General features: G+C 36.1%; 19 protein-coding genes. 13 read left to right on the forward strand and 6 right to left on the reverse strand.

Annotation, left to right across the window (positions count from 1 at the left end; all coding sequences use genetic code 11):
* Positions 1–47 precede the first annotated feature (47 nt).
* A complete protein-coding gene (locus tag CEF19_RS18125; protein WP_100407365.1) occupies positions 48–380 on the forward strand; it encodes a hypothetical protein in 333 nt (110 codons plus the stop codon).
* A 77-nt stretch (positions 381–457) separates the two neighbouring features.
* Here CEF19_RS18125 and CEF19_RS18130 read toward each other — a convergent pair whose 3' ends face one another.
* Positions 458–811: a protein YmzB gene (locus tag CEF19_RS18130; protein WP_100407366.1), complete on the reverse strand. Its 354-nt coding sequence runs from the start codon at positions 809–811 to the stop codon at positions 458–460.
* Positions 812–985: 174 nt separating this feature from the next.
* Here CEF19_RS18130 and CEF19_RS18135 point away from each other — a divergent pair, with 174 nt between their 5' ends.
* From CEF19_RS18135 to CEF19_RS18150, 4 genes are all read left to right on the forward strand, one after another.
* On the forward strand, positions 986–2,320 hold the full coding sequence (locus tag CEF19_RS18135) for a multi antimicrobial extrusion protein MatE (RefSeq protein WP_100407367.1): 1,335 nt from the start codon (positions 986–988) through the stop codon (positions 2,318–2,320).
* Between the two features lie 173 nt (positions 2,321–2,493).
* Positions 2,494–3,753, forward strand: coding sequence for an erythromycin esterase family protein (locus tag CEF19_RS18140; RefSeq protein WP_100407368.1), 1,260 nt, complete (start codon positions 2,494–2,496; stop codon positions 3,751–3,753).
* Positions 3,754–3,920: 167 nt separating this feature from the next.
* The gene (locus tag CEF19_RS18145) at positions 3,921–6,002 is read left to right on the forward strand and encodes a sensor domain-containing protein (protein ID WP_100407369.1); all 2,082 of its coding nucleotides are present in this window, start codon (positions 3,921–3,923) and stop codon (positions 6,000–6,002) included.
* A gap of 26 nt (positions 6,003–6,028) precedes the next feature.
* Positions 6,029–6,304 (forward strand): YkvA family protein, encoded by a 276-nt coding sequence (locus tag CEF19_RS18150; RefSeq protein WP_100407370.1) that lies wholly within the window; start codon positions 6,029–6,031, stop codon positions 6,302–6,304.
* Between the two features lie 254 nt (positions 6,305–6,558).
* Here CEF19_RS18150 and CEF19_RS18155 read toward each other — a convergent pair whose 3' ends face one another.
* On the reverse strand, positions 6,559–6,816 hold the full coding sequence (locus CEF19_RS18155) for a hypothetical protein (protein WP_100407371.1): 258 nt from the start codon (positions 6,814–6,816) through the stop codon (positions 6,559–6,561).
* Positions 6,817–7,004: 188 nt separating this feature from the next.
* Between CEF19_RS18155 and CEF19_RS18160 the strand changes: the two genes are divergently transcribed.
* The 3 genes from CEF19_RS18160 to CEF19_RS18170 all read left to right on the forward strand — a co-directional run bounded on the left by CEF19_RS18160 (position 7,005) and on the right by CEF19_RS18170 (position 11,061).
* Positions 7,005–8,744, forward strand: coding sequence for a sensor histidine kinase (locus CEF19_RS18160; protein WP_100407372.1), 1,740 nt, complete (start codon positions 7,005–7,007; stop codon positions 8,742–8,744).
* An 18-nt stretch (positions 8,745–8,762) separates the two neighbouring features.
* Positions 8,763–9,494, forward strand: a complete 732-nt coding sequence (locus CEF19_RS18165; RefSeq protein ID WP_100407373.1) for a LytR/AlgR family response regulator transcription factor — start codon at positions 8,763–8,765, stop codon at positions 9,492–9,494.
* A gap of 124 nt (positions 9,495–9,618) precedes the next feature.
* Positions 9,619–11,061 carry a carbon starvation CstA family protein gene (locus tag CEF19_RS18170; protein ID WP_100407374.1) on the forward strand — a complete coding sequence of 481 codons (1,443 nt, stop codon included), beginning with the start codon at positions 9,619–9,621 and terminating at the stop codon, positions 11,059–11,061.
* Positions 11,062–11,121: 60 nt separating this feature from the next.
* Here the strand turns inward: CEF19_RS18170 and CEF19_RS18175 are convergent, their stop codons facing one another.
* Complete coding sequence (locus tag CEF19_RS18175; protein WP_100407375.1) at positions 11,122–11,946, reverse strand: Cof-type HAD-IIB family hydrolase; 825 nt, start codon at positions 11,944–11,946, stop codon at positions 11,122–11,124.
* 152 nt (positions 11,947–12,098) lie between these two features.
* On the opposite strand from CEF19_RS18175, the gene CEF19_RS18180 reads away from it, so the two are divergent.
* Together CEF19_RS18180 and CEF19_RS18185 are read left to right on the forward strand one after the other, a co-directional pair.
* Complete coding sequence (locus CEF19_RS18180) at positions 12,099–12,797, forward strand: class I SAM-dependent methyltransferase (RefSeq protein WP_100407376.1); 699 nt, start codon at positions 12,099–12,101, stop codon at positions 12,795–12,797.
* A 129-nt stretch (positions 12,798–12,926) separates the two neighbouring features.
* Positions 12,927–13,220 carry a Dabb family protein gene (locus CEF19_RS18185; RefSeq protein ID WP_100407377.1) on the forward strand — a complete coding sequence of 98 codons (294 nt, stop codon included), beginning with the start codon at positions 12,927–12,929 and terminating at the stop codon, positions 13,218–13,220.
* 158 nt (positions 13,221–13,378) lie between these two features.
* Here the strand turns inward: CEF19_RS18185 and CEF19_RS18190 are convergent, their stop codons facing one another.
* Positions 13,379–14,572 carry an HD-GYP domain-containing protein gene (locus CEF19_RS18190; RefSeq protein ID WP_100407378.1) on the reverse strand — a complete coding sequence of 398 codons (1,194 nt, stop codon included), beginning with the start codon at positions 14,570–14,572 and terminating at the stop codon, positions 13,379–13,381.
* Positions 14,573–14,743: 171 nt separating this feature from the next.
* On the opposite strand from CEF19_RS18190, the gene CEF19_RS18195 reads away from it, so the two are divergent.
* Positions 14,744–15,358, forward strand: coding sequence for an N-acyl amino acid synthase FeeM domain-containing protein (locus tag CEF19_RS18195; RefSeq protein WP_100407379.1), 615 nt, complete (start codon positions 14,744–14,746; stop codon positions 15,356–15,358).
* A complete protein-coding gene (locus tag CEF19_RS18200) occupies positions 15,355–16,116 on the forward strand; it encodes a ThiF family adenylyltransferase (protein WP_100407380.1) in 762 nt (253 codons plus the stop codon). The genes CEF19_RS18195 and CEF19_RS18200 overlap by 4 nt, the downstream gene beginning before the upstream one ends.
* Before the next feature lie 63 nt (positions 16,117–16,179).
* Here the strand turns inward: CEF19_RS18200 and CEF19_RS18205 are convergent, their stop codons facing one another.
* Complete coding sequence (locus tag CEF19_RS18205) at positions 16,180–16,266, reverse strand: YjcZ family sporulation protein (protein ID WP_100407381.1); 87 nt, start codon at positions 16,264–16,266, stop codon at positions 16,180–16,182.
* A 164-nt stretch (positions 16,267–16,430) separates the two neighbouring features.
* Between CEF19_RS18205 and CEF19_RS18210 the strand changes: the two genes are divergently transcribed.
* Positions 16,431–17,192: a Cof-type HAD-IIB family hydrolase gene (locus CEF19_RS18210; RefSeq protein WP_100407382.1), complete on the forward strand. Its 762-nt coding sequence runs from the start codon at positions 16,431–16,433 to the stop codon at positions 17,190–17,192.
* Between the two features lie 55 nt (positions 17,193–17,247).
* Here the strand turns inward: CEF19_RS18210 and CEF19_RS18215 are convergent, their stop codons facing one another.
* A complete protein-coding gene (locus CEF19_RS18215; RefSeq protein WP_100407383.1) occupies positions 17,248–18,066 on the reverse strand; it encodes a LysM peptidoglycan-binding and 3D domain-containing protein in 819 nt (272 codons plus the stop codon).
* Positions 18,067–18,087: the final 21 nt, after the last annotated feature.

Here is an 18,087-nt window from a genome sequence, read left to right on the forward strand (position 1 = left end):
TTAGCTAATGGTGTTAAGATGAGGGTATAAAAAGGAGTGATGATGTAATGAATAAAAACATATTATTTCTAGAAGAGATAAAGACGTTTGTTACAAGTGGATTATCACTAATTGAATTCCAGTTTACCTTTAATAAAAGCTCTGAATTTATTTTTAAAATCGCACGACTAATGGCTGAAAATCAATACATACTTACTTTGGAAGAAAATATAGATGCTGTTATATTTGATTTACTAATCATGGAAGAAATGGCACAAACCAAAACATATTACGGTGCACTAGTTACAGTAGCAGAAGAATTTGAGTTGTCGGAAACGTATATAAAATGTAAAATTGCAAATTACAAGTCTAAACAGATTAATTATAAATTTTCAGCTTAATAATAAGGGTTGTGTCAAACGGGTGGTTTAAACCTTAGGACACAACCCTTTGCTGTTGTGACAGTCCCTTATTTCCCTTATTTATAGATGTTATAAATCGCTTTTTCTGTTTCGATTTTAAGTCCGTCCTCGACAATTGAGGAATGAAAATCACCAAGCAGTGGAATTTCGAATATGTTTTGTGGTAAAGGCATTGTTCCTTGGTCCGTACTAATTTCACCAAGTCCATGTAGAAGCACTTCAGCATTAGCTAAATAACCGTCAGGATCTTCCCGTTCAATTCGCCTTACCGAAATGTCCTCAAGATCCAGCTTGATTTTATCAATATCAGTTATTTCCCCTTGCTTTCGTTCTCCTTTATGAATAATCAATGTATGTCCTTTACCCGCTTCGAGCCATGTAGCAAGTTCATTAATCATGTGATCCATCATAACCCTCCTCCTCTTCGTACTATACCCATTACAATTACATTCATTCTTTAATTTTGGGTAGCAAGTATATATGAATTAGATAAAGCGTGTGATAATATTAAGTTAAATGATTGTAAAAATTGTTAGTAATTTTAACAACGTTGTTAAATCTAAAAAGGGAAGAAGAGTCGTCTTATGAATCAAACATCTTCGTTACCGGTTAGTAAGCTCTTACTGTTTTTTATTCCTTTAGGATTATCGGCAAGCTTAGTCACATTTTCCCATATTATAATTAATGGAACGTTAGCTAGGGCAGAGAAACCCGAAGTAATTATTGCAAGCTATGTAATTGCCATGAGTCTATTTGGGATTACTGAGCGCTTAGGGGTCTTATTGCGTCATACTTGTTCAGCTTTAGTACGAGATAGGGTATCGTTCAAAGCGATGTCAATGGTCGGCTTATATGTGTTAATTGGCCTTATGATAATCTCCACAACAATTGCTTATAGTCCGATTGGTAGATGGGTATTTACCGAATTATTCGGCGCAGATCCGGCAATGGTGAGTCAAATCGTTGACGTGTATCAGATTTTAATTGTAGTTACGTTTTTTTCGGCTATTCGTTGTTTATTTCAAGGGGTAATTATTTTAAATCGACAAACAAAATGGCTCACCATTGGAATGGTGTTGCGATTAATCGTCATGTACTTGTTATCACTTTATTTTATTGATTCGGGTACTATTACCGCAAGTAGCGGAGCTTATATTTTTCTAGCAGGAATGATGGTTGAAAGCCTAGTAAGTTACCTAGAAGGCAGAATACTAGTTAAGAAGATGAAAGAAAAGGATGTAAATCACGCGATTACAACAAAAAAGCAAGTATTTCGTTTTTATAACCCTTTAATTTGGTCTTCACTTATTATCGTCATGGTGGGTCCATTCATTAACGCTTTTTTAGGAAAAACGAGTGAAATAGAGCTTGCAATTGCATCTTATGCACTTGCTCTTAGTATCACTCAGCTCATTCTAAGCTTTTTTACGTATGTTCATCAAATTGTTCTAACTTTTTATAAAGAAAATCCCAAAAAAGTGATTCAGTTTTCGTTGTTGATCGGATTTATTCCTTCCTTTATTTTAGCCTTATTTTGCTTTACATCGCTAGGTCCATGGTTTCTTGAACATGTGCTTGGTGCAAATGAACGCCTGGTCACTGCAAGTATGCAATGTCTTAGAATTTTTTTATTAATGACATTAGTTTTCCCTTGCATTGACTTTTGTAACGGGTTGTTATTAATTCGAGATCAAACGAAACTCATGCTTTTAACGCAAGCGACGAATCTTATCATCACGTTTTTGGTTCTATTAATTACAGCAAGTTTCTTTCCATTTTGGAATGGTGTGATTGGAGCACTAGCGCAATCAGTGGGGATGCTTGGGGAATTATTTGTTTTACTTTTCGTTGTCTTAAGAGGTCGAATAAACTTATTAAGTAAACGTCAAGCTAAGCAATCACAATCAGCGGGAATGTAGAGAAACCAACTGCCATTTTGAATTAACATAATAAATCAATTTGGTGCGTAGAGTGAATTCATGTGGATTCACTCTTTTGGTATACTCCCTACCGATCCGAAGAACAAGGCAAAAAAAATTCATCTATAAACAGTGAGTAGGGTGGTCATACTAATTATAGGAGGTGTGTGCTTATGCGAAAAGATGAATTAAACAATCTCATTGTCGAACATTCAGTTCGATTTGAGTCGAGCAGAGATTTAGAACCTTTGCTTACAGAGGCTAGCAATGCCAAATTTCTTCTATTAGGTGAAGCAACACATGGCACATCTGAATTTTATTCGACGAGAGCGGAAATGACGAAGTGGTTAATTAAGAATAGAAGGATTCATTTTATTGCAGTTGAGGGAGATTGGCCTTCCTGTTTTGAAGTAAATCGTTATATAAAAGGTCAAAGTTTAGAAGAAGACGCTAAAAAAATACTAAAAACCTTCGATCGATGGCCAAGCTGGATGTGGGCAAATGAAGAGATGGTAGAGTTCATTACATGGCTCAGGTCCTATAATGATACACAGGACGATGAAGATAAGATTGGATTTTATGGAATGGATGTATACAGTTTGTGGGAATCAATGGAGGCTGTAATTGATTATTTAGATAGTATTGGTTCTTCGATTACATCAGATGCAAAAAAAGCATTCAATTGCTTCGAGCCTTATCACAGAGATGCACAAAAGTATGGGGTAGCGGCTGCACTTTACGGTGAAGATTGTTTAGAAGAATTAATGAATTTATTAAAAAAACTCCGTGACAATGAATTAATTGAAGGGGGAGAAGAAACCTTAAATTTGAAAATCAATTCATTAGTTATGGATAATGCTGAAAATTATTATCGAACAATGGTTACGCACGATGATAACTCTTGGAATATCCGTGATCGTCATATGGTTGAGGTTGTTAATATTATCTCAAGCTATTATGGCTTATCGGCTAAAGGTGTAATTTGGGAACATAATACACATGTTGGGGATGCCAGAGCAACCCCTATGGCTGATGAAGGACTTGTTAACGTTGGTCAATTAATGAGGGAATCTTACGGCGACGATCAAGTGTATATCGTCGGTTTCGGAACGTATGAAGGAACGGTAATTGCTGCTGATAGTTGGGGAGATGAGATGAAAGTCATGCAAGTTCCACCAGCAATAGAAAATAGTTGGGAAGATATCTTACATCAAGCAGGTGCATTTAATAAATTCTTAATGTTTACTCACAAAAATAAACGGTTATTTCAACAAATAGTAGGCCATCGAGCAATTGGAGTGAGTTATAATCCAATGTATGAACAATTAGGAAATTATGTACCAACCAATGTACCAGAACGTTATGACGCTTATATTCACATCGATCAAACACAAGCTCTCACACCTTTATATAGAAGAAAAGCTAAAGTCTAACTTACTCTTGTTAGGCTTTTATTTTATTTAATAAAACAATCGGACAATAAAATTAAAAAGTGGTAAAGTAGACATAGGCCGACAAAAACCAACATGAATAATAGATTAGAGATTGTACTGTATTTGTTTAAAAATATAGGGAAAATACTTTTTTAAAAGGTGATAATATGAGCAACCCACTACAAAACATTTTTCAAACAAGTAGGGTACAAGACCAAAATTTATTAGGACTATTTGAATATAATCCCGTTACACTATGTACATATTGGTCTGAAGAAATTTACGCGATTTTTCAATTAGATCCACTAATCCCGGCTCCTGATTTTAATGGTCTGTTAAAGATAATTCATCATAGTGATAGAGAAAGAGTTTCTAGACTATTACAAAGTGGACTAGTGAATAAGGAAAATTGTACAGTGGAGTATAAAATTATTCGTTCAGATGGTAAAATTCGAAACCTTATTCACAAAAACGAAATCATTCTAAATGAAAATGGAGAAATTATCCGTGTGATTGGTACGATTCAAGATGTAACACCATTTAAAGAATTGGATAATAAGTTGAAAAATACAGATGAAATTATTAAAGTTATTACTAACCATCTAAGTGTGGGGATTTGGACATTAGATATAAAAAAGAATCAAATGGCCTACTGTTCTAATGGTTTAGCTGATATTATGGGATATTCCACAGATGAAATTATTGGAGATATAAACCTTTGGAAACAAAGTATACATCCTAGTGACATTAACATGATAGATGCGAGTTACGAGGAATTAATGAGGGTTGGAAATATAGCTTATCAGTATCGTTTAATAGACAAGTATGGAACGATAAAATGGGTTCACGGTCAAACAGTCATTATTTATGACAATGAATATCAGCCTATGAAAATGGTTGGAATCATTAGTGACATTTCACAATCAGTAGAATCGAGTATTAATTTGAACTATATTGCAAACCATGATGCTTTAACAGGGTTACCAAACCGACGTCATTTTATGAAGAAAATGAATGAGATAATTACCAAGTCAGCGATAGAACATAAAGAATTTATTCTATATTACTTTGATTTAGATAGATTTAAATATATTAATGATTTTCTCGGTCATGAAGTGGGGGATAGGATTCTTCGGGAGCTCGCAAGGCGACTAAGAGCTAAATTGAACCCTAACTACTTCTTAGCACGACTAGCGGGAGATGAATTCGTATTAGTAGTTAAAAACCCCGAACAGACTTCAGAAGAGATAGCACGTCAGTTGTCAATTCAGGTTGAAGAACCATTTCTAATTGATAATCAAGAACTTTCAATTACCGCAAGCATTGGTATATGTATTTTTCCATATGACGGAAAGAACTTACAGGAATTGTTGAAAAAGTCGGATATTGCGTTATTTAGAGCGAAAGAAAATGGAAAAGGTCATTACCAATTTTACTCATCTGCCATGGATAATAAGTTACATCACTTCTTTACGACTGAAACAGAGCTAAAAAAAGCGTTAAAGGGGAAAGAGTTTTTTTTGGAATATCAGCCAGAAGTGGAGTCAACAACGGGTATTGTTAAAGGTGCTGAAGCATTAATTCGTTGGAATCATCCAAAAAAGGGTATTATTTCACCAATGCAGTTTATTCCAGTTGCAGAAGAGTGTGGATTAATTGGCGGAATTGGAGATTGGGTTATTCACAAGGTTTGTGCAGATATAAATAAATGGCAATCCGAGGGAATAGATATTGTCCCAATATCCATCAATCTCTCACCAAGACGATTACTCATTCCTGGAATCGCTCAGGATATTAAAAATATTATTAATCATTATAATGTAAATCCTGAGTTTGTTATTATTGAGATAACAGAACGATCTATTTTATTAAATGAAATGCAAACACAAGCAGTAATCAAGGAGTTAATGGAGTATGGGATTCGCTTTGCATTGGATGATTTTGGGACAGGATATTCTTCGTTAACCTCATTAACAAACTATGATATTAGTTTTTTGAAAATAGATAAATCATTTATTGCAGGTCTTTTCAAAGAAAATCGAAACAAGGAAATTATAAAGAACTTAATCTCTTTGGCAAAGGGTATTGATATGATTGTTATTGCTGAAGGCGTTGAGACAATGGATCAATTACAATTCCTTTTAGAACTCGAGTGTCCATTTATTCAGGGATTTCTCTTTAGTCGCCCAGTTATGGAACCTGAATTTAGTTCGTATTTGCGAGTAGGGGTACTATCTCCAGCCGAATAATTTAATAGGAGAATAGGAGAATTGAAATGAAGCGTATGTTAAGTCGAATCTTTCTTATTTTTAAAATAAAACGATTTTTCCCTTTTTTAATTGATTATTTCTTATCAAAAGAAGTGTTGTTTCGTCAAAAGATAATCTATATTCTAATATTCTTCACATATCTCATATTACCGTTCGACCTTATCTATGATTATATTCCGTTAGCAGGGTTGGTTGACGATGTATTCGTTCTTATGTTTCTTCTTCAGCATCTTATCAAAAAAGCACCTCCACATTTGAGGGATACTCATAAATTGAATTAGGTGGAGGTGTTATAATAATATCCTATAAATATTAATAGCGTTAAATTTGAAACACGGATTTACTATTACAGCCTTATCTGAGAATAGGACGGTCATTGATATCCAGACAGGTCAATAAAACAGGGTTATTATAATGGTCTTTTACAATTGCTATCAGCAATGTATTTCACAATACAAATCCTATTAAATGAAAATGGGTGTCTAAGCGGAGGTTAATCAATCCGTTTGGACACCCATTTTGTAATTTACCAATTCTACCAAAAAAAGAAAGGCAGTAATGCAAGTGTAGCAATAGCGCCTAATGCAATCCCAAAACCGAAGCCTGGACGATAATAACCGCCCCAACCATAGCCATAACTAAAACCACCGAAGCGTTGACCAATTGGCTCAATATAAACCTCTTTTTTATTTACATGACGAATAACTCCCCTGTGGACTTGACCATCAACGGTCGTAATTTCCACTGTTTTTCCGTGATATTTTTGACAAAGACTGTAATAATGTAAGGACATTACTCTTCCTCCTTTATAGTGGCTATGAGGCATCATATGTGACCAAACAATAGATTGAAACGGACATGTATCCTACGTCAGAAGCGGAAGTTTTTTTGCGTGAAAAAAGTATTGTTCTAGGCTGTTTGGGGCTCTCATGGTATGGTATGAAAAGGGTCATATCATATTTGTGTAAGGAGATGTCTAATATGTGGGAATTAATATTTGTTATGCTAGAACGCCTTGGCATTATTGTTACCGTAGCATTTGTCATGACACGATTTAAGTTTATTAGGCATCTGATTGAAAAACGAAGAATTTCTAAATTTCATAAAGTAAGTGTTATTCTTATGTTTGGCCTATTTGGAATTATAGGAACATATACAGGATTAACAGTGAATCCTGAACAAGGAACGTACACAAGCTGGGCGATTGATTTAGGTGAGGGGGAAGCTATCGCAAATTCAAGAGTGATTGGTATTGTTGTCGCTGGTTTATTAGGAGGCTGGAAGGTTGGTGTAGGGGCCGGTTTAGTAGCCGGTGTTCATCGTTATCTCTTAGGAGGTTTCACAGGCTTTGCCTGTGGATTTTCGACAATTATTGCTGGATCCCTTGCTGGTTATTTCTATAAACGCAACAAAAATAACCGAATTATTTCATTGCAAACTGCTTTAATTGTAGGTATGTTAGCGGAAGCATTACAAATGGGAGTGATTTTACTTGTTGCGCGGCCATACAATCAGGCTCTTATGTTAGTTGGAGAAATTGGTCTACCAATGATTGTAGCCAATGGAATAGGTGCAGCTATTTTCATCTTGATTATTAGGAATGTTATTCAAGAAGAAGAGAAGATGGGGTCAATCCAAGCGGAAAAAGCCTTGCGTTTAGCTGACTTCACATTAAAGGATATGCGTAAAGGCTTAACAGAGCAATCTGCGTTACCGACATGTAAAATACTTTTAAAAGAAGTTAATGTTGATGCCGTTTCTATTACGAACAAAGAGAAAATTTTGGCTTTTGTAGGTGTTGGTGCTGACCACCATCTGGTTAATGAAAAAATCAGAACTGAAGCGACAAAACGAGTATTAAAAGAAGGTAAATTAAAAATGACTGGCCAAAAGGATATTCATTGTGGTGCAGAAAATTGTACATTGAAGGCAGCGATTATTGCTCCATTGAAGATAAAGGAGGAGACAATTGGGACGCTTAAGTTTTATTTCGGTGCAGAGGAGGAAATCACACCTACAGTGATAGAGATTAGTCGAGGCCTTTCGACGTTACTTAGTCATCAACTCGAACTATCAGAAGTTGACCGACATCTTGAATTAGCCAAACAAGCAGAAATTAAAGCGTTACAAGCTCAAGTCAGTCCTCATTTCCTCTTCAATGCTTTAAATACAATTGTTGCTCTTGTCAGAACAGATCCAAAGAAAGCTAGAAAACTATTAATCTCACTTTCTCACTTTTTTAGACAGAATCTCAGTGGGACGACAGCGACTGAAACGACAATTGAAGAAGAGCTGAAGCATGTTCAAGCATATTTGGAAATTGAACAAACCAGATTTTCTGATAAATTGACCGTTCACTATGACGTTGATAAAGAGTTACTTCCTTTAAAACTACCACCTATGACGCTTCAGCCTCTTGTAGAAAATGCGATTAAACATGGCATGAAGCAGCTAAAAAGCGATAGTTATATACATATTGCAATAATAAAGAAGCGAAAGTATGTAGAAATCTTGATTGCTGATAATGGTTTAGGAATTGAACATGAAAGAATTTTAGAGCTTGGAACTAACCAAGTTGCTTCAGATACAGGGACAGGTATCGGATTATACAATATTAACAGGAGACTTGAAATGATGTATGGTGAAAAAAGATCGCTTAATATAGATAGTGAAAAAGGTGTAGGGACAACCGTATCGTTTTCCATACCGTCTATAAAGTAGTAGGAGGAGAAGAGTTATATGCAACCGATAACCACAGTTGTAATAGATGATGAGCTTTATAGTCGAGATGAGTTAACTTTTTTATTAGAAAAACATAAAGACATCAAAATTATTGGAGAAGCAGATTCGGGGGGGAAAGGCTTAGAAATCATCATCCGTAACGAGCCTGACCTTGCTTTTATCGATATTGAAATGCCACAAATGTCAGGGTTGGAATTAGCGAAGGCTTTACAGAGTATGAAGAAGGTGCCGTTCATTATTTTTGCTACTGCCTACCCAGATTATGCTGTTAAAGCTTTTAGAGTCCAGGCATTAGATTATATTCTGAAACCATTTAGTGAAGAAGCGATTGAGGAGACAATACAGTTGGTAAAGGAAAGGATGCGCAGTGGACATTCACGACAAGAAAATTCAGTGAAAATTGCTAAACTAGCAGTAGAGGAGGATGGGAGAATTGTATACATTTCCCCTGAGGACATCCTGTATTTATTTCGGGAGGATAGGGAAACTTTCATCTGTACTAAAGAATGTATGTATAGCGCGAGAATAGCAATAAAAGAAATAGAGGAAAAGCTTAAAGGGTATCCTTTTTTTCGCACGCATAAAAGCTATCTAGTTAACCTTAACAAAATTGAACAGCTGATACCATGGTTTAATGGTGCTTTTCAACTAAAAATTGTTGGAAGGATGGAAGAAATTCCTGTAAGCAGAAATTATGTGAAAGCACTGAGACAAAAATTAGAATTATAGTGCATCTTAGACCACCAAATAAACATGTTAAGTACATTTTCTAACATGTTATACCTAATCGACCTATTTATTGAAACTTGACGCTATAATGAAAGCGTATTCAATAGAGGAAGGGGTGTGTTTTATGATTACATTCTTAGTATCAATTGCTCTCTTAATTATCGGTTATTTCACGTATGGTAAGGTTATTGAAAAAATGTTCGTTATTAAAGAGTCACGACCTACTCCTGCATTTCGATTGAAGGATGGTGTTGACTATATCCCAATGGGGACGAATCGAAATTCCTTAATTCAACTCTTAAACATTGCGGGAGTGGGGCCTATTTTCGGTCCAATCATGGGAGCGCTTTATGGTCCGGTCGCATTTATTTGGATTGTTGTCGGATGTATCTTTGCTGGTGCTGTTCATGATTATTTAACAGGAATGATTTCAATCCGAAATAAAGGAGCTCATTTACCACAGCTTGCTGGGAAATTTCTCGGAAAGACGATGAAACATTTTGTTAACTTAGTGGCTGTATTACTCTTACTACTTGTGGGTACAGTGTTCGTTACTGCACCAGCAGGATTGCTTTTCAATTTAATGAATGGATGGATTGCTTTAGGTGTCATTACAGGAGCTATTTTCATCTATTACATTTTTGCTACACTCCTTCCAGTCGACAAGATTATTGGTAAAATTTATCCGATTTTAGGGGCACTATTATTGATTAGCGCTGTTGGTATTGGTAGCATGCTTATCATTACTGGAGCTCCAATTCCTGAATTAACCCTCCAAAATATGCATCCAGCTGGAACAGCGGTCTTCCCAGTCTTAATGATAACAATTGCGTGCGGGGCGATTTCTGGCTTTCATGCAACGCAATCACCAATCATTTCGAGGACGTTGCAAAATGAACAAAATGGAAGAAAAGTTTTTTATGGAATGATGATTGTAGAAGGAATTATCGCAATGATTTGGGCTGCAGCGGCAATGAGTCTATTTTTTGGTACAGATTTAAATGAATTAATTACAACAGGTGGGGCGGGCTTAGTTGTAAGCGAAGTGGCCTATACGTTACTTGGAGCAATTGGGGGTACCTTAGCAGTCCTAGGAGTTATCGTATTACCGATTACTTCTGGCGACACAGCCTTCCGTTCGGCTCGTATGATTATCGCAGAATATATAAATATCTCCCAATTAAAAGTAATGAGCCGCTTATGGATTGCTCTTCCTTTGTTCGTGGTTTCATTTGTTCTTACCAATATGGATTTCACAATACTTTGGAGATACTTTGGGGTCTCGAATGCAGCGCTTAGTGCGGTGGCCCTTTTTGTTGGAGCGATGTATTTAGCCATACAAAAGAAATTCCACTGGGTAGCAACAATACCTGCCACTTTTATGACCATGGTGACATTAACATTTATCTTTAATGCGCCTATCGGTTTCGGCTTATCGATGCCTGTTTCATATATTGTAGCTATGATTGGAACAAGTATGATTCTTGGTTTATTCGCGTATAAAGTAAAGCTGAATCGTGATGAAACTGATTTTGAATTAGATGATGATATAAACGACGCAGCATAAAGGAAAGAGGAAATCAAAAGGTTATCACACACCTTTTGATTTCCTCTTTATTATCAAAAGCTATTCCACAAGCGCTTCTTCTACTAACACAAACTTCTCAATGATTTTTGCCACACCATCATTCATATTCGTGTCCGTTACATAATCTGCTTTTTCTTTAATATCATCAGGCGCATTTCCCATAGCTACTCCCAAGCCCGCAAATTCGATCATGTCTAGGTCGTTATAACTATCGCCCACGGCAATAACTTCTTCCTTAGAAATTCCAAGTTTCTTAATAACGTGGTTTAAGCTAGTTCCTTTTGATATCCCTGTTTCTAAAAATTCTAAAAAGTATGGTTTCGAGCGCATGATACTAAACTGTCCTTTTAATTCCTCTTGAAGCTTTTCCTCAACTTTAATAAGCACTTCAGCTTCCTTAACCATAAGAACCTTCACGACTGGTTCTGTAATAGCTTCTTTTAAACTAGGAACTACGTGAACCGGTAAACCGGTTATGTGGCCTTCAATATCCGTAAATTCATTAGCCTCGCCTGTCACAATTGTGTCACCAATATATGTATGAATCCAAACATTCTCTCTTTGACTCAATTCAATTAGACGATGAACGGTTTCAGGTGGTAGGGAGCTACTGAATACTTCTTCTTTGGTTTTATAGTTAATAATCTTTGCCCCGTTAAAAGACAGGATATAACTCCCATAATCCGCAAGCTGCAGTTTATTTGCATAGTCATTCATTGCGTAAGTAGGTCTTCCTGAGGCTAGGACGACTTTCACTCCTTTTTCTTGTGCCTCCATTAATGCTTTGGTTGTGCGGGCGGAAATTGTATGGTCATCACGTAAAAGAGTATCATCCATATCAATAACAATCATTTTGTAAGTCATGCTTAACATTCCTTTCAGATTCTTCTTTTAAGTATTACTGTACTATAAAAAGAGGCGTTCGTGTAGTCAAATAAATTTGAAATAAATGAACACGTTACACAAGCTACATTCATAGACTATAGGATAGTAATCTGAGATAGGGGGACAAGGCAATGTATATTGATGCGTTAGCAAAGCTAGGAGTAGGCGGTTCCCATCCCGGGGGGCTATCTTTGTCAAAAGAATTGTTAGAAAGTCAAACTATTCATGCGCAAACGGAAATCCTTGATGTTGGCTGTGGAACAGGATTGACTTCCGTGTATTTGTATACTCATTTTAATTGCCGTGTTACAGCATGTGACAAGCATTTACTAATGATTAAGAAAGCTAATCAACGTTTTCAATTGGCGGATGTACCTGTTCATGCGACTTATGAAATTGCAGAAAGCTTGTCTTATCAAGAAGAAATATTTGACTTCGTCCTTTCTGAATCAGTTACAGCTTTTACTAACATATCCAAATCATTAGCAGAATACTACCGGGTATTAAAGCAGGGTGGGAAATTCATTGCAATTGAGATGTCTCATGATGAAACATTAGATGAAACGGAACTTAAGAAAATGGAACACTTCTATGGAATTAAGAACATACGAACAAGAAGCGAGTGGGTGGAAGATCTTAAAGCAAACGGTTTTTTAAATATAAAGGTTCAGCCGTTTCACGTTGATAAGTTACAAACAAATAGTGAATATGACTTTAATCCATCACCGGAACTTGGTCCTGAGATTTATGATACGATTGTTGAACATGAAGATTTAATGTCAATATACCGTTCAAATATTGTTCCACTTATATTAACAGCAGAGAAGTAAATCTTTTAATTTAGAACTGACAGAACATTTGTCGATGTTTCCAAAAAAAGATAAATTCATTGAAATGCCCTCTCGTGTTCGATAAAATAAGCAGGTAATTGATAAATGAGCACAGAAGAGGGGTAACATATGATACATCGTACGGTATTAATTAAATTCTCAGAAGAAACTTCATCAGAACAGCTACAAGAAGTAATCGATCGTTTTAAGGCATTAAAGAATCAATTGGTTGGCATTGTCGAGATTCATGCTGGTTTAAACCTGCAAGAAAAAAGTAAGGATTATCAAGTGGTTTTAAGTGTACGTTTTGAGGATCAGGCCGCATTGGATGTATACGTTCTAAATACAGACCATCAAGCAGTTGCAGCATTTATTAAAGAAGTGGGGCGCGTTGATAGCATCGGCGTTGACTTTGAACTATAAAGATGAGAAAAGACAGAGACCCAAAGTCTCTGTCTTTTCTTCAAGATAAAACTGTCTAGGGTCGTCATACTGTACTGTCAAGGAACCTCAAAAAAACAATCGCTTATATGTATGCAGCTGCCTAGAATAGCCACCTAGCTTTATTAAAAGATAAGGGGTTATAAGAAATCGGTTACTCGTTCAAATTCTTCTAATGAACTATTGGACAAATCATAAACTTTTTTTAATCTAGGTTTGAACGTGTCTAAGTACTGAATCAGATTGGGGTCAAATTGAGTGCCACTACCCTCCTTTATCAAATTAATTGCTTCTTCAAACGATAACGCATCCCTGTAAGCTCGATTTGAAGTCATTGCATCAAATGCATCTGCAATTGCTAGAACACGAGCATCTAAAGGAATGTCTTCTCCTTTAAGCCCTCTAGGATATCCCTCACCATCCCATCTTTCATGGTGATAAAGAACACCATGTGTTAAAAATTCTAAACCTGTAACTCGTTCAACCATTCGAGCACCAACAATTGGATGGGTCTTGATGATTTCAAATTCTTCGTCTGTTAATTTATCAGGTGTTGTTAGGATGTTTTCAGGGATATTAATTTTTCCAATATCGTGAACCAACCCACTAAGTTTTAATCGATTTAGGTTATGTTTTTCGTGATATTCTTTAAGACTTCTTCCAATTTCCACTGAATAGGTACTTACACGTTCACTATGCCCGAAGGTATACTGGTCTTTTGCTTCAATTGAAATAACAAAGCTTTTCACCGTTTGTTCAAGGGTGGTTTCTAAAGATTCAACGACAATATTTACTTGTTGATTATAAAGTTCAATTAACTTATTAAACAAAACATAACTAAAGCTTGTCACGATAATATATAAGAGAATCCGATTGGAAATATCAACACCGTCCACTGGATATAAAATACTAGGAAAAAGAAATGAGATTGTAAAAAAGACAATTAACCCAATTAAAGAATAGCTAATTAGAAGTTTACGATTACAAAATAAAGAGACAATTAATGGCACTAAGAGGAAGTAACTCCACGATTCTCCATACCCAGAAGTGAAATATAAGCAGGTAATTAATAAAATTGAATAACTGATTAACACATGTGGTTGTAGGCGTGAGGGAATATACTTGAAATAATTTCTCAAAGTTAAAATGACAAGTAAACAACCTGCCAAATAAGGGATGTCTGCTCTTGAAAAGGGTAATTGGAAATGGAGAAAAATAACATTCCAAATCAAACTAATTGACAAATATAAAATGATAATATTAAAAATATTTTGGGCTAATTTATTCTGATGTTTTATGACATAAGCTGATAAAAGTTTTTTCTTTTCATTCATTCAAGTCGCCTTCTCTATTAATTAAATATTTTAATTATATTTAACAAAATAATATCATATTCTATCAACGTTTGACAGTATTCAACATTTTATTTTAAGTTACTAGTAAAATTTTCCTTTCTTCATTATAGTAAAAGTGAAACACTACTATATTAAAAGGAGAGGTTACAATTGCAAAAAGTTGAACAGTATTTTTATAGTAAAGCCGAGGGGGAGGTTAGGAATGAAGCAATTACACTACATTATAAGAGATATGAGGAAGTTGGATTTTTTAAAAATAATGAGGTTGATCCATATGTACAAGATTCGACATATTTCATTGCTGAAACGCCCGAGTTAGATAAAGTAGTTGGTGTTACTAGACTAATTATGACGGAAGTTGATAAACTACCAACAATAGCAAACTTTTCAATTTTTGATATTGAGATGAGCAAGATACTCAAGCTAGATAAAAATCAAATAGCTGAGGTAAGTGCGTTTACAAAAATGCCACAACATGATGTTGGACTGGGAATGATCCGTACTATCATTCATTATTCACAAGATTCGAATGTGAAATATTGGATTTGTTGCATTGACCAACGGGTTTATAATTATTTTAAAAGAATGTTTAAGTTTCCTTTCCGAGTAATTGGCGAACCCAAGGTTTATTTAGGGTCAACAAGCGTCCCTTGCTTACTCGATATTAATGAAAGTTTATTAACGTTAAAAGATAAGAGATATCCATTATACGAATACCTAATCACACCACAAACATCAATAATGGCAGGAGTCGTTGAATCATGATAAAAGAACAATTTACACGTAATCTAGGGATCATGTCGGAAAAAGATATAGACAAGCTGCAAGGATCTCATATTGTGATTGCAGGTTGTGGATGCATTGGCGGATTTTCCGCAGAATTGCTTACTCGTATGGGAATTGGTAGTTTAACTTTGGCGGATCCTGATGTGTTTGATGAGTCAAACATCAATCGTCAATGTGCCGCCACATTTCAAACGATTGGAATGAATAAGGCGACAGCGTTAAAAGAGCATTTGCTCACGATTAACCCAGAATTAAATATTCAAACCTTTACGGATGGAGTTAATGAGGAGAATGTAAACCAATTTCTTGAAGAAGCTGATTATGTAATCGACGCCATTGATTACTTTGCATTTCCATATGCAGTGATGCTTCATCGGGCTGCTCGTTCAAAAGGGTTATACATTATCACAGCAGCAGCTCTTGGGTTCGGAACAACTGTTTTGGCATTTGACCCTAACGGTATGACGCTTGAGGAATATGTAGGAATGCCATTTGACTTGTCAATGGAACAAATGAGCAATATAACGTTTCCGGCTTCAGGGTATGCCAAGCAATTACCAAGCTATATAACCGAAGAGAAAATTTCAAGTTGGTTAGAAGAACGAACCATTCCTACTATAAGTGTGGGACAAGCTCTAGGACCGGGAGTATTAGTCTCGAAAATGGTGCTACATCTTCTTGGTCGCAAGGAGCCTTCTTATATTCCAGATTCTTTTCAATTGCAATTTGAAGACTGATTAATTTCAACTTCAGAGGTGTGCCAAAGGGTTTGATAAGAACCTTTTGGTACCTTTTTATCATTAAAATGTATATGCTGAACCGACAATCACTAGTAAAATGAATAGAATAACGATAAGTGTAAAGCTGCTTCCGGTTGCGTAAGTCATGACGAATTCCTCCTTTTAATCTTTACCTCACATGTGTATGTGTCCCTAAGTTAATTTGGCTGGGCTCTTATCATGCAAGAGTTTAAAGCGGGCTAATGTTATAATGAGCTCAGAAAGTAAAAAATGATACATCTTCTATTGAAGATAAGCGGAGTTGATAAAAGTTGGAAACAATAAAAAAACATCCGATTAAATTGATTGCGATCGACATGGATGGAACACTCTTAAATAATGACCACGAAATTTCCGAGGGGAATAGGAAAGCCTTGTTAGAGGCACAAGAACAGGGGATTCATGTAGTTATTAGTACTGGAAGAACGACAATCACTTGTAACGAATTGGTGAAATCACTCATGCTAAGTTCTTATTTAATAACAGTTAATGGTAGTGAAATTTGGGATGAAAACGGAGAACTAGTGGAACGAATGCTTCTAGATACCGAGCATATTCAATCATTATGGGAATTAAAAGAAAAACATCGTACATATTGTTGGGCAGCATCAGTTGATAATGTTTGGAGAGATGAGTTTCCTACTGATTTTTCACTACATCAGTGGATGAAATTTGGGTTCGATATAAAGGAAGATGCCGTACGCAAGCAGGTTATGGATGTCCTGAAAGAAAACACTGCACTTGAAGTAACAAATTCGAGTCCAACAAATTTAGAAATTAATGCGGTGGGGGTAAATAAGGCCACGGCTTTAGAAAAAGTATGCAAACGCTTAGGAATAACCATGAAAAATGTTATGGCGATGGGGGATAGCCTAAATGATCTTGCTATGATAAAAGCTGCAGGTATAGGGGTAGCAATGGGGAATGCACAACCGTATGTAAAAGAATGTGCTGATTGGATAACAGATTCGAATGTTGAGGATGGCGTGGCAAAAGCGATTAGAAAATGGGTATTGGATGGTGACCTCACTTAATTGCTGTGAGCAAATAAGGAAAAAGAGTGTGTCATGGCGACACACTCTTCAATCATTACTTCTTATATACGGTTACCTTAACGTCGCGAACACCCCAGTTAAGGGCATCTTGTCTCTCAGGTACAAATAGATCAATTTTATTACCCTTAATTGCTCCACCTGTATCGCTGGCAATGGCTTCACCGTACCCTTCAACATAGACTTTAGAACCAAGTGGGATAACATTCGGATCAACAGCAATAACTTTGCTATCAGGATTGTCAATTAAGTTAAGCCCTGTAGCAGTAATTCCCGAACATCCGTGACAAGAAGCTGTATAGGCTGATGCAGACATCGTCATTTCCATGGCAACCTCTCCAGCTTCTGCTACTTCCTGTGGAGAAGTATGTACTGCTCCTGCTTCCTTCGTAGAAACTGCTACCTCTTCCTCTGTTCTAGTAGGAACCTCCTCGACAGATGGATTGCTTTCTAGAGGAGGTTGTGTCGATAGAGAAGAGCTAGCTTGTCCCATTGTATGGATGATTAATTCCTCATCTATTCGGATAAGGTTGGGATTTTCAATATTGTTCCACTCCTGAATATCGGAAACTGAAGCATTTTCCAACTCTTGAGCTATTGAATATAAAGTGTCCCCAGCTTGGACACGATAGAGTTCTATTAATGATACTCTTAAGTTTTGGTGAGGTACAATGAGTGACCCTGTAAGATCGTTCCACTCTTGTAAGTCGTTAACTGAGATTTGGTGTTCTTGAGCAATGGACCACAATGTATCCCCTTTTTGAACCGTAACCTCTTTCGCTTGAGCTTGGGTTCCTAAAAATAAAGAACCTGTAAGTGCAGCGACACTTACCATTGAGATAATACTTTTCTTCATATGAACCTCCAATTCTTGTTT

Source organism: Bacillus solitudinis, from assembly GCF_002797395.1.
Lineage (GTDB): Bacteria > Bacillota > Bacilli > Bacillales > Bacillaceae_D > Halalkalibacter_A > Halalkalibacter_A solitudinis.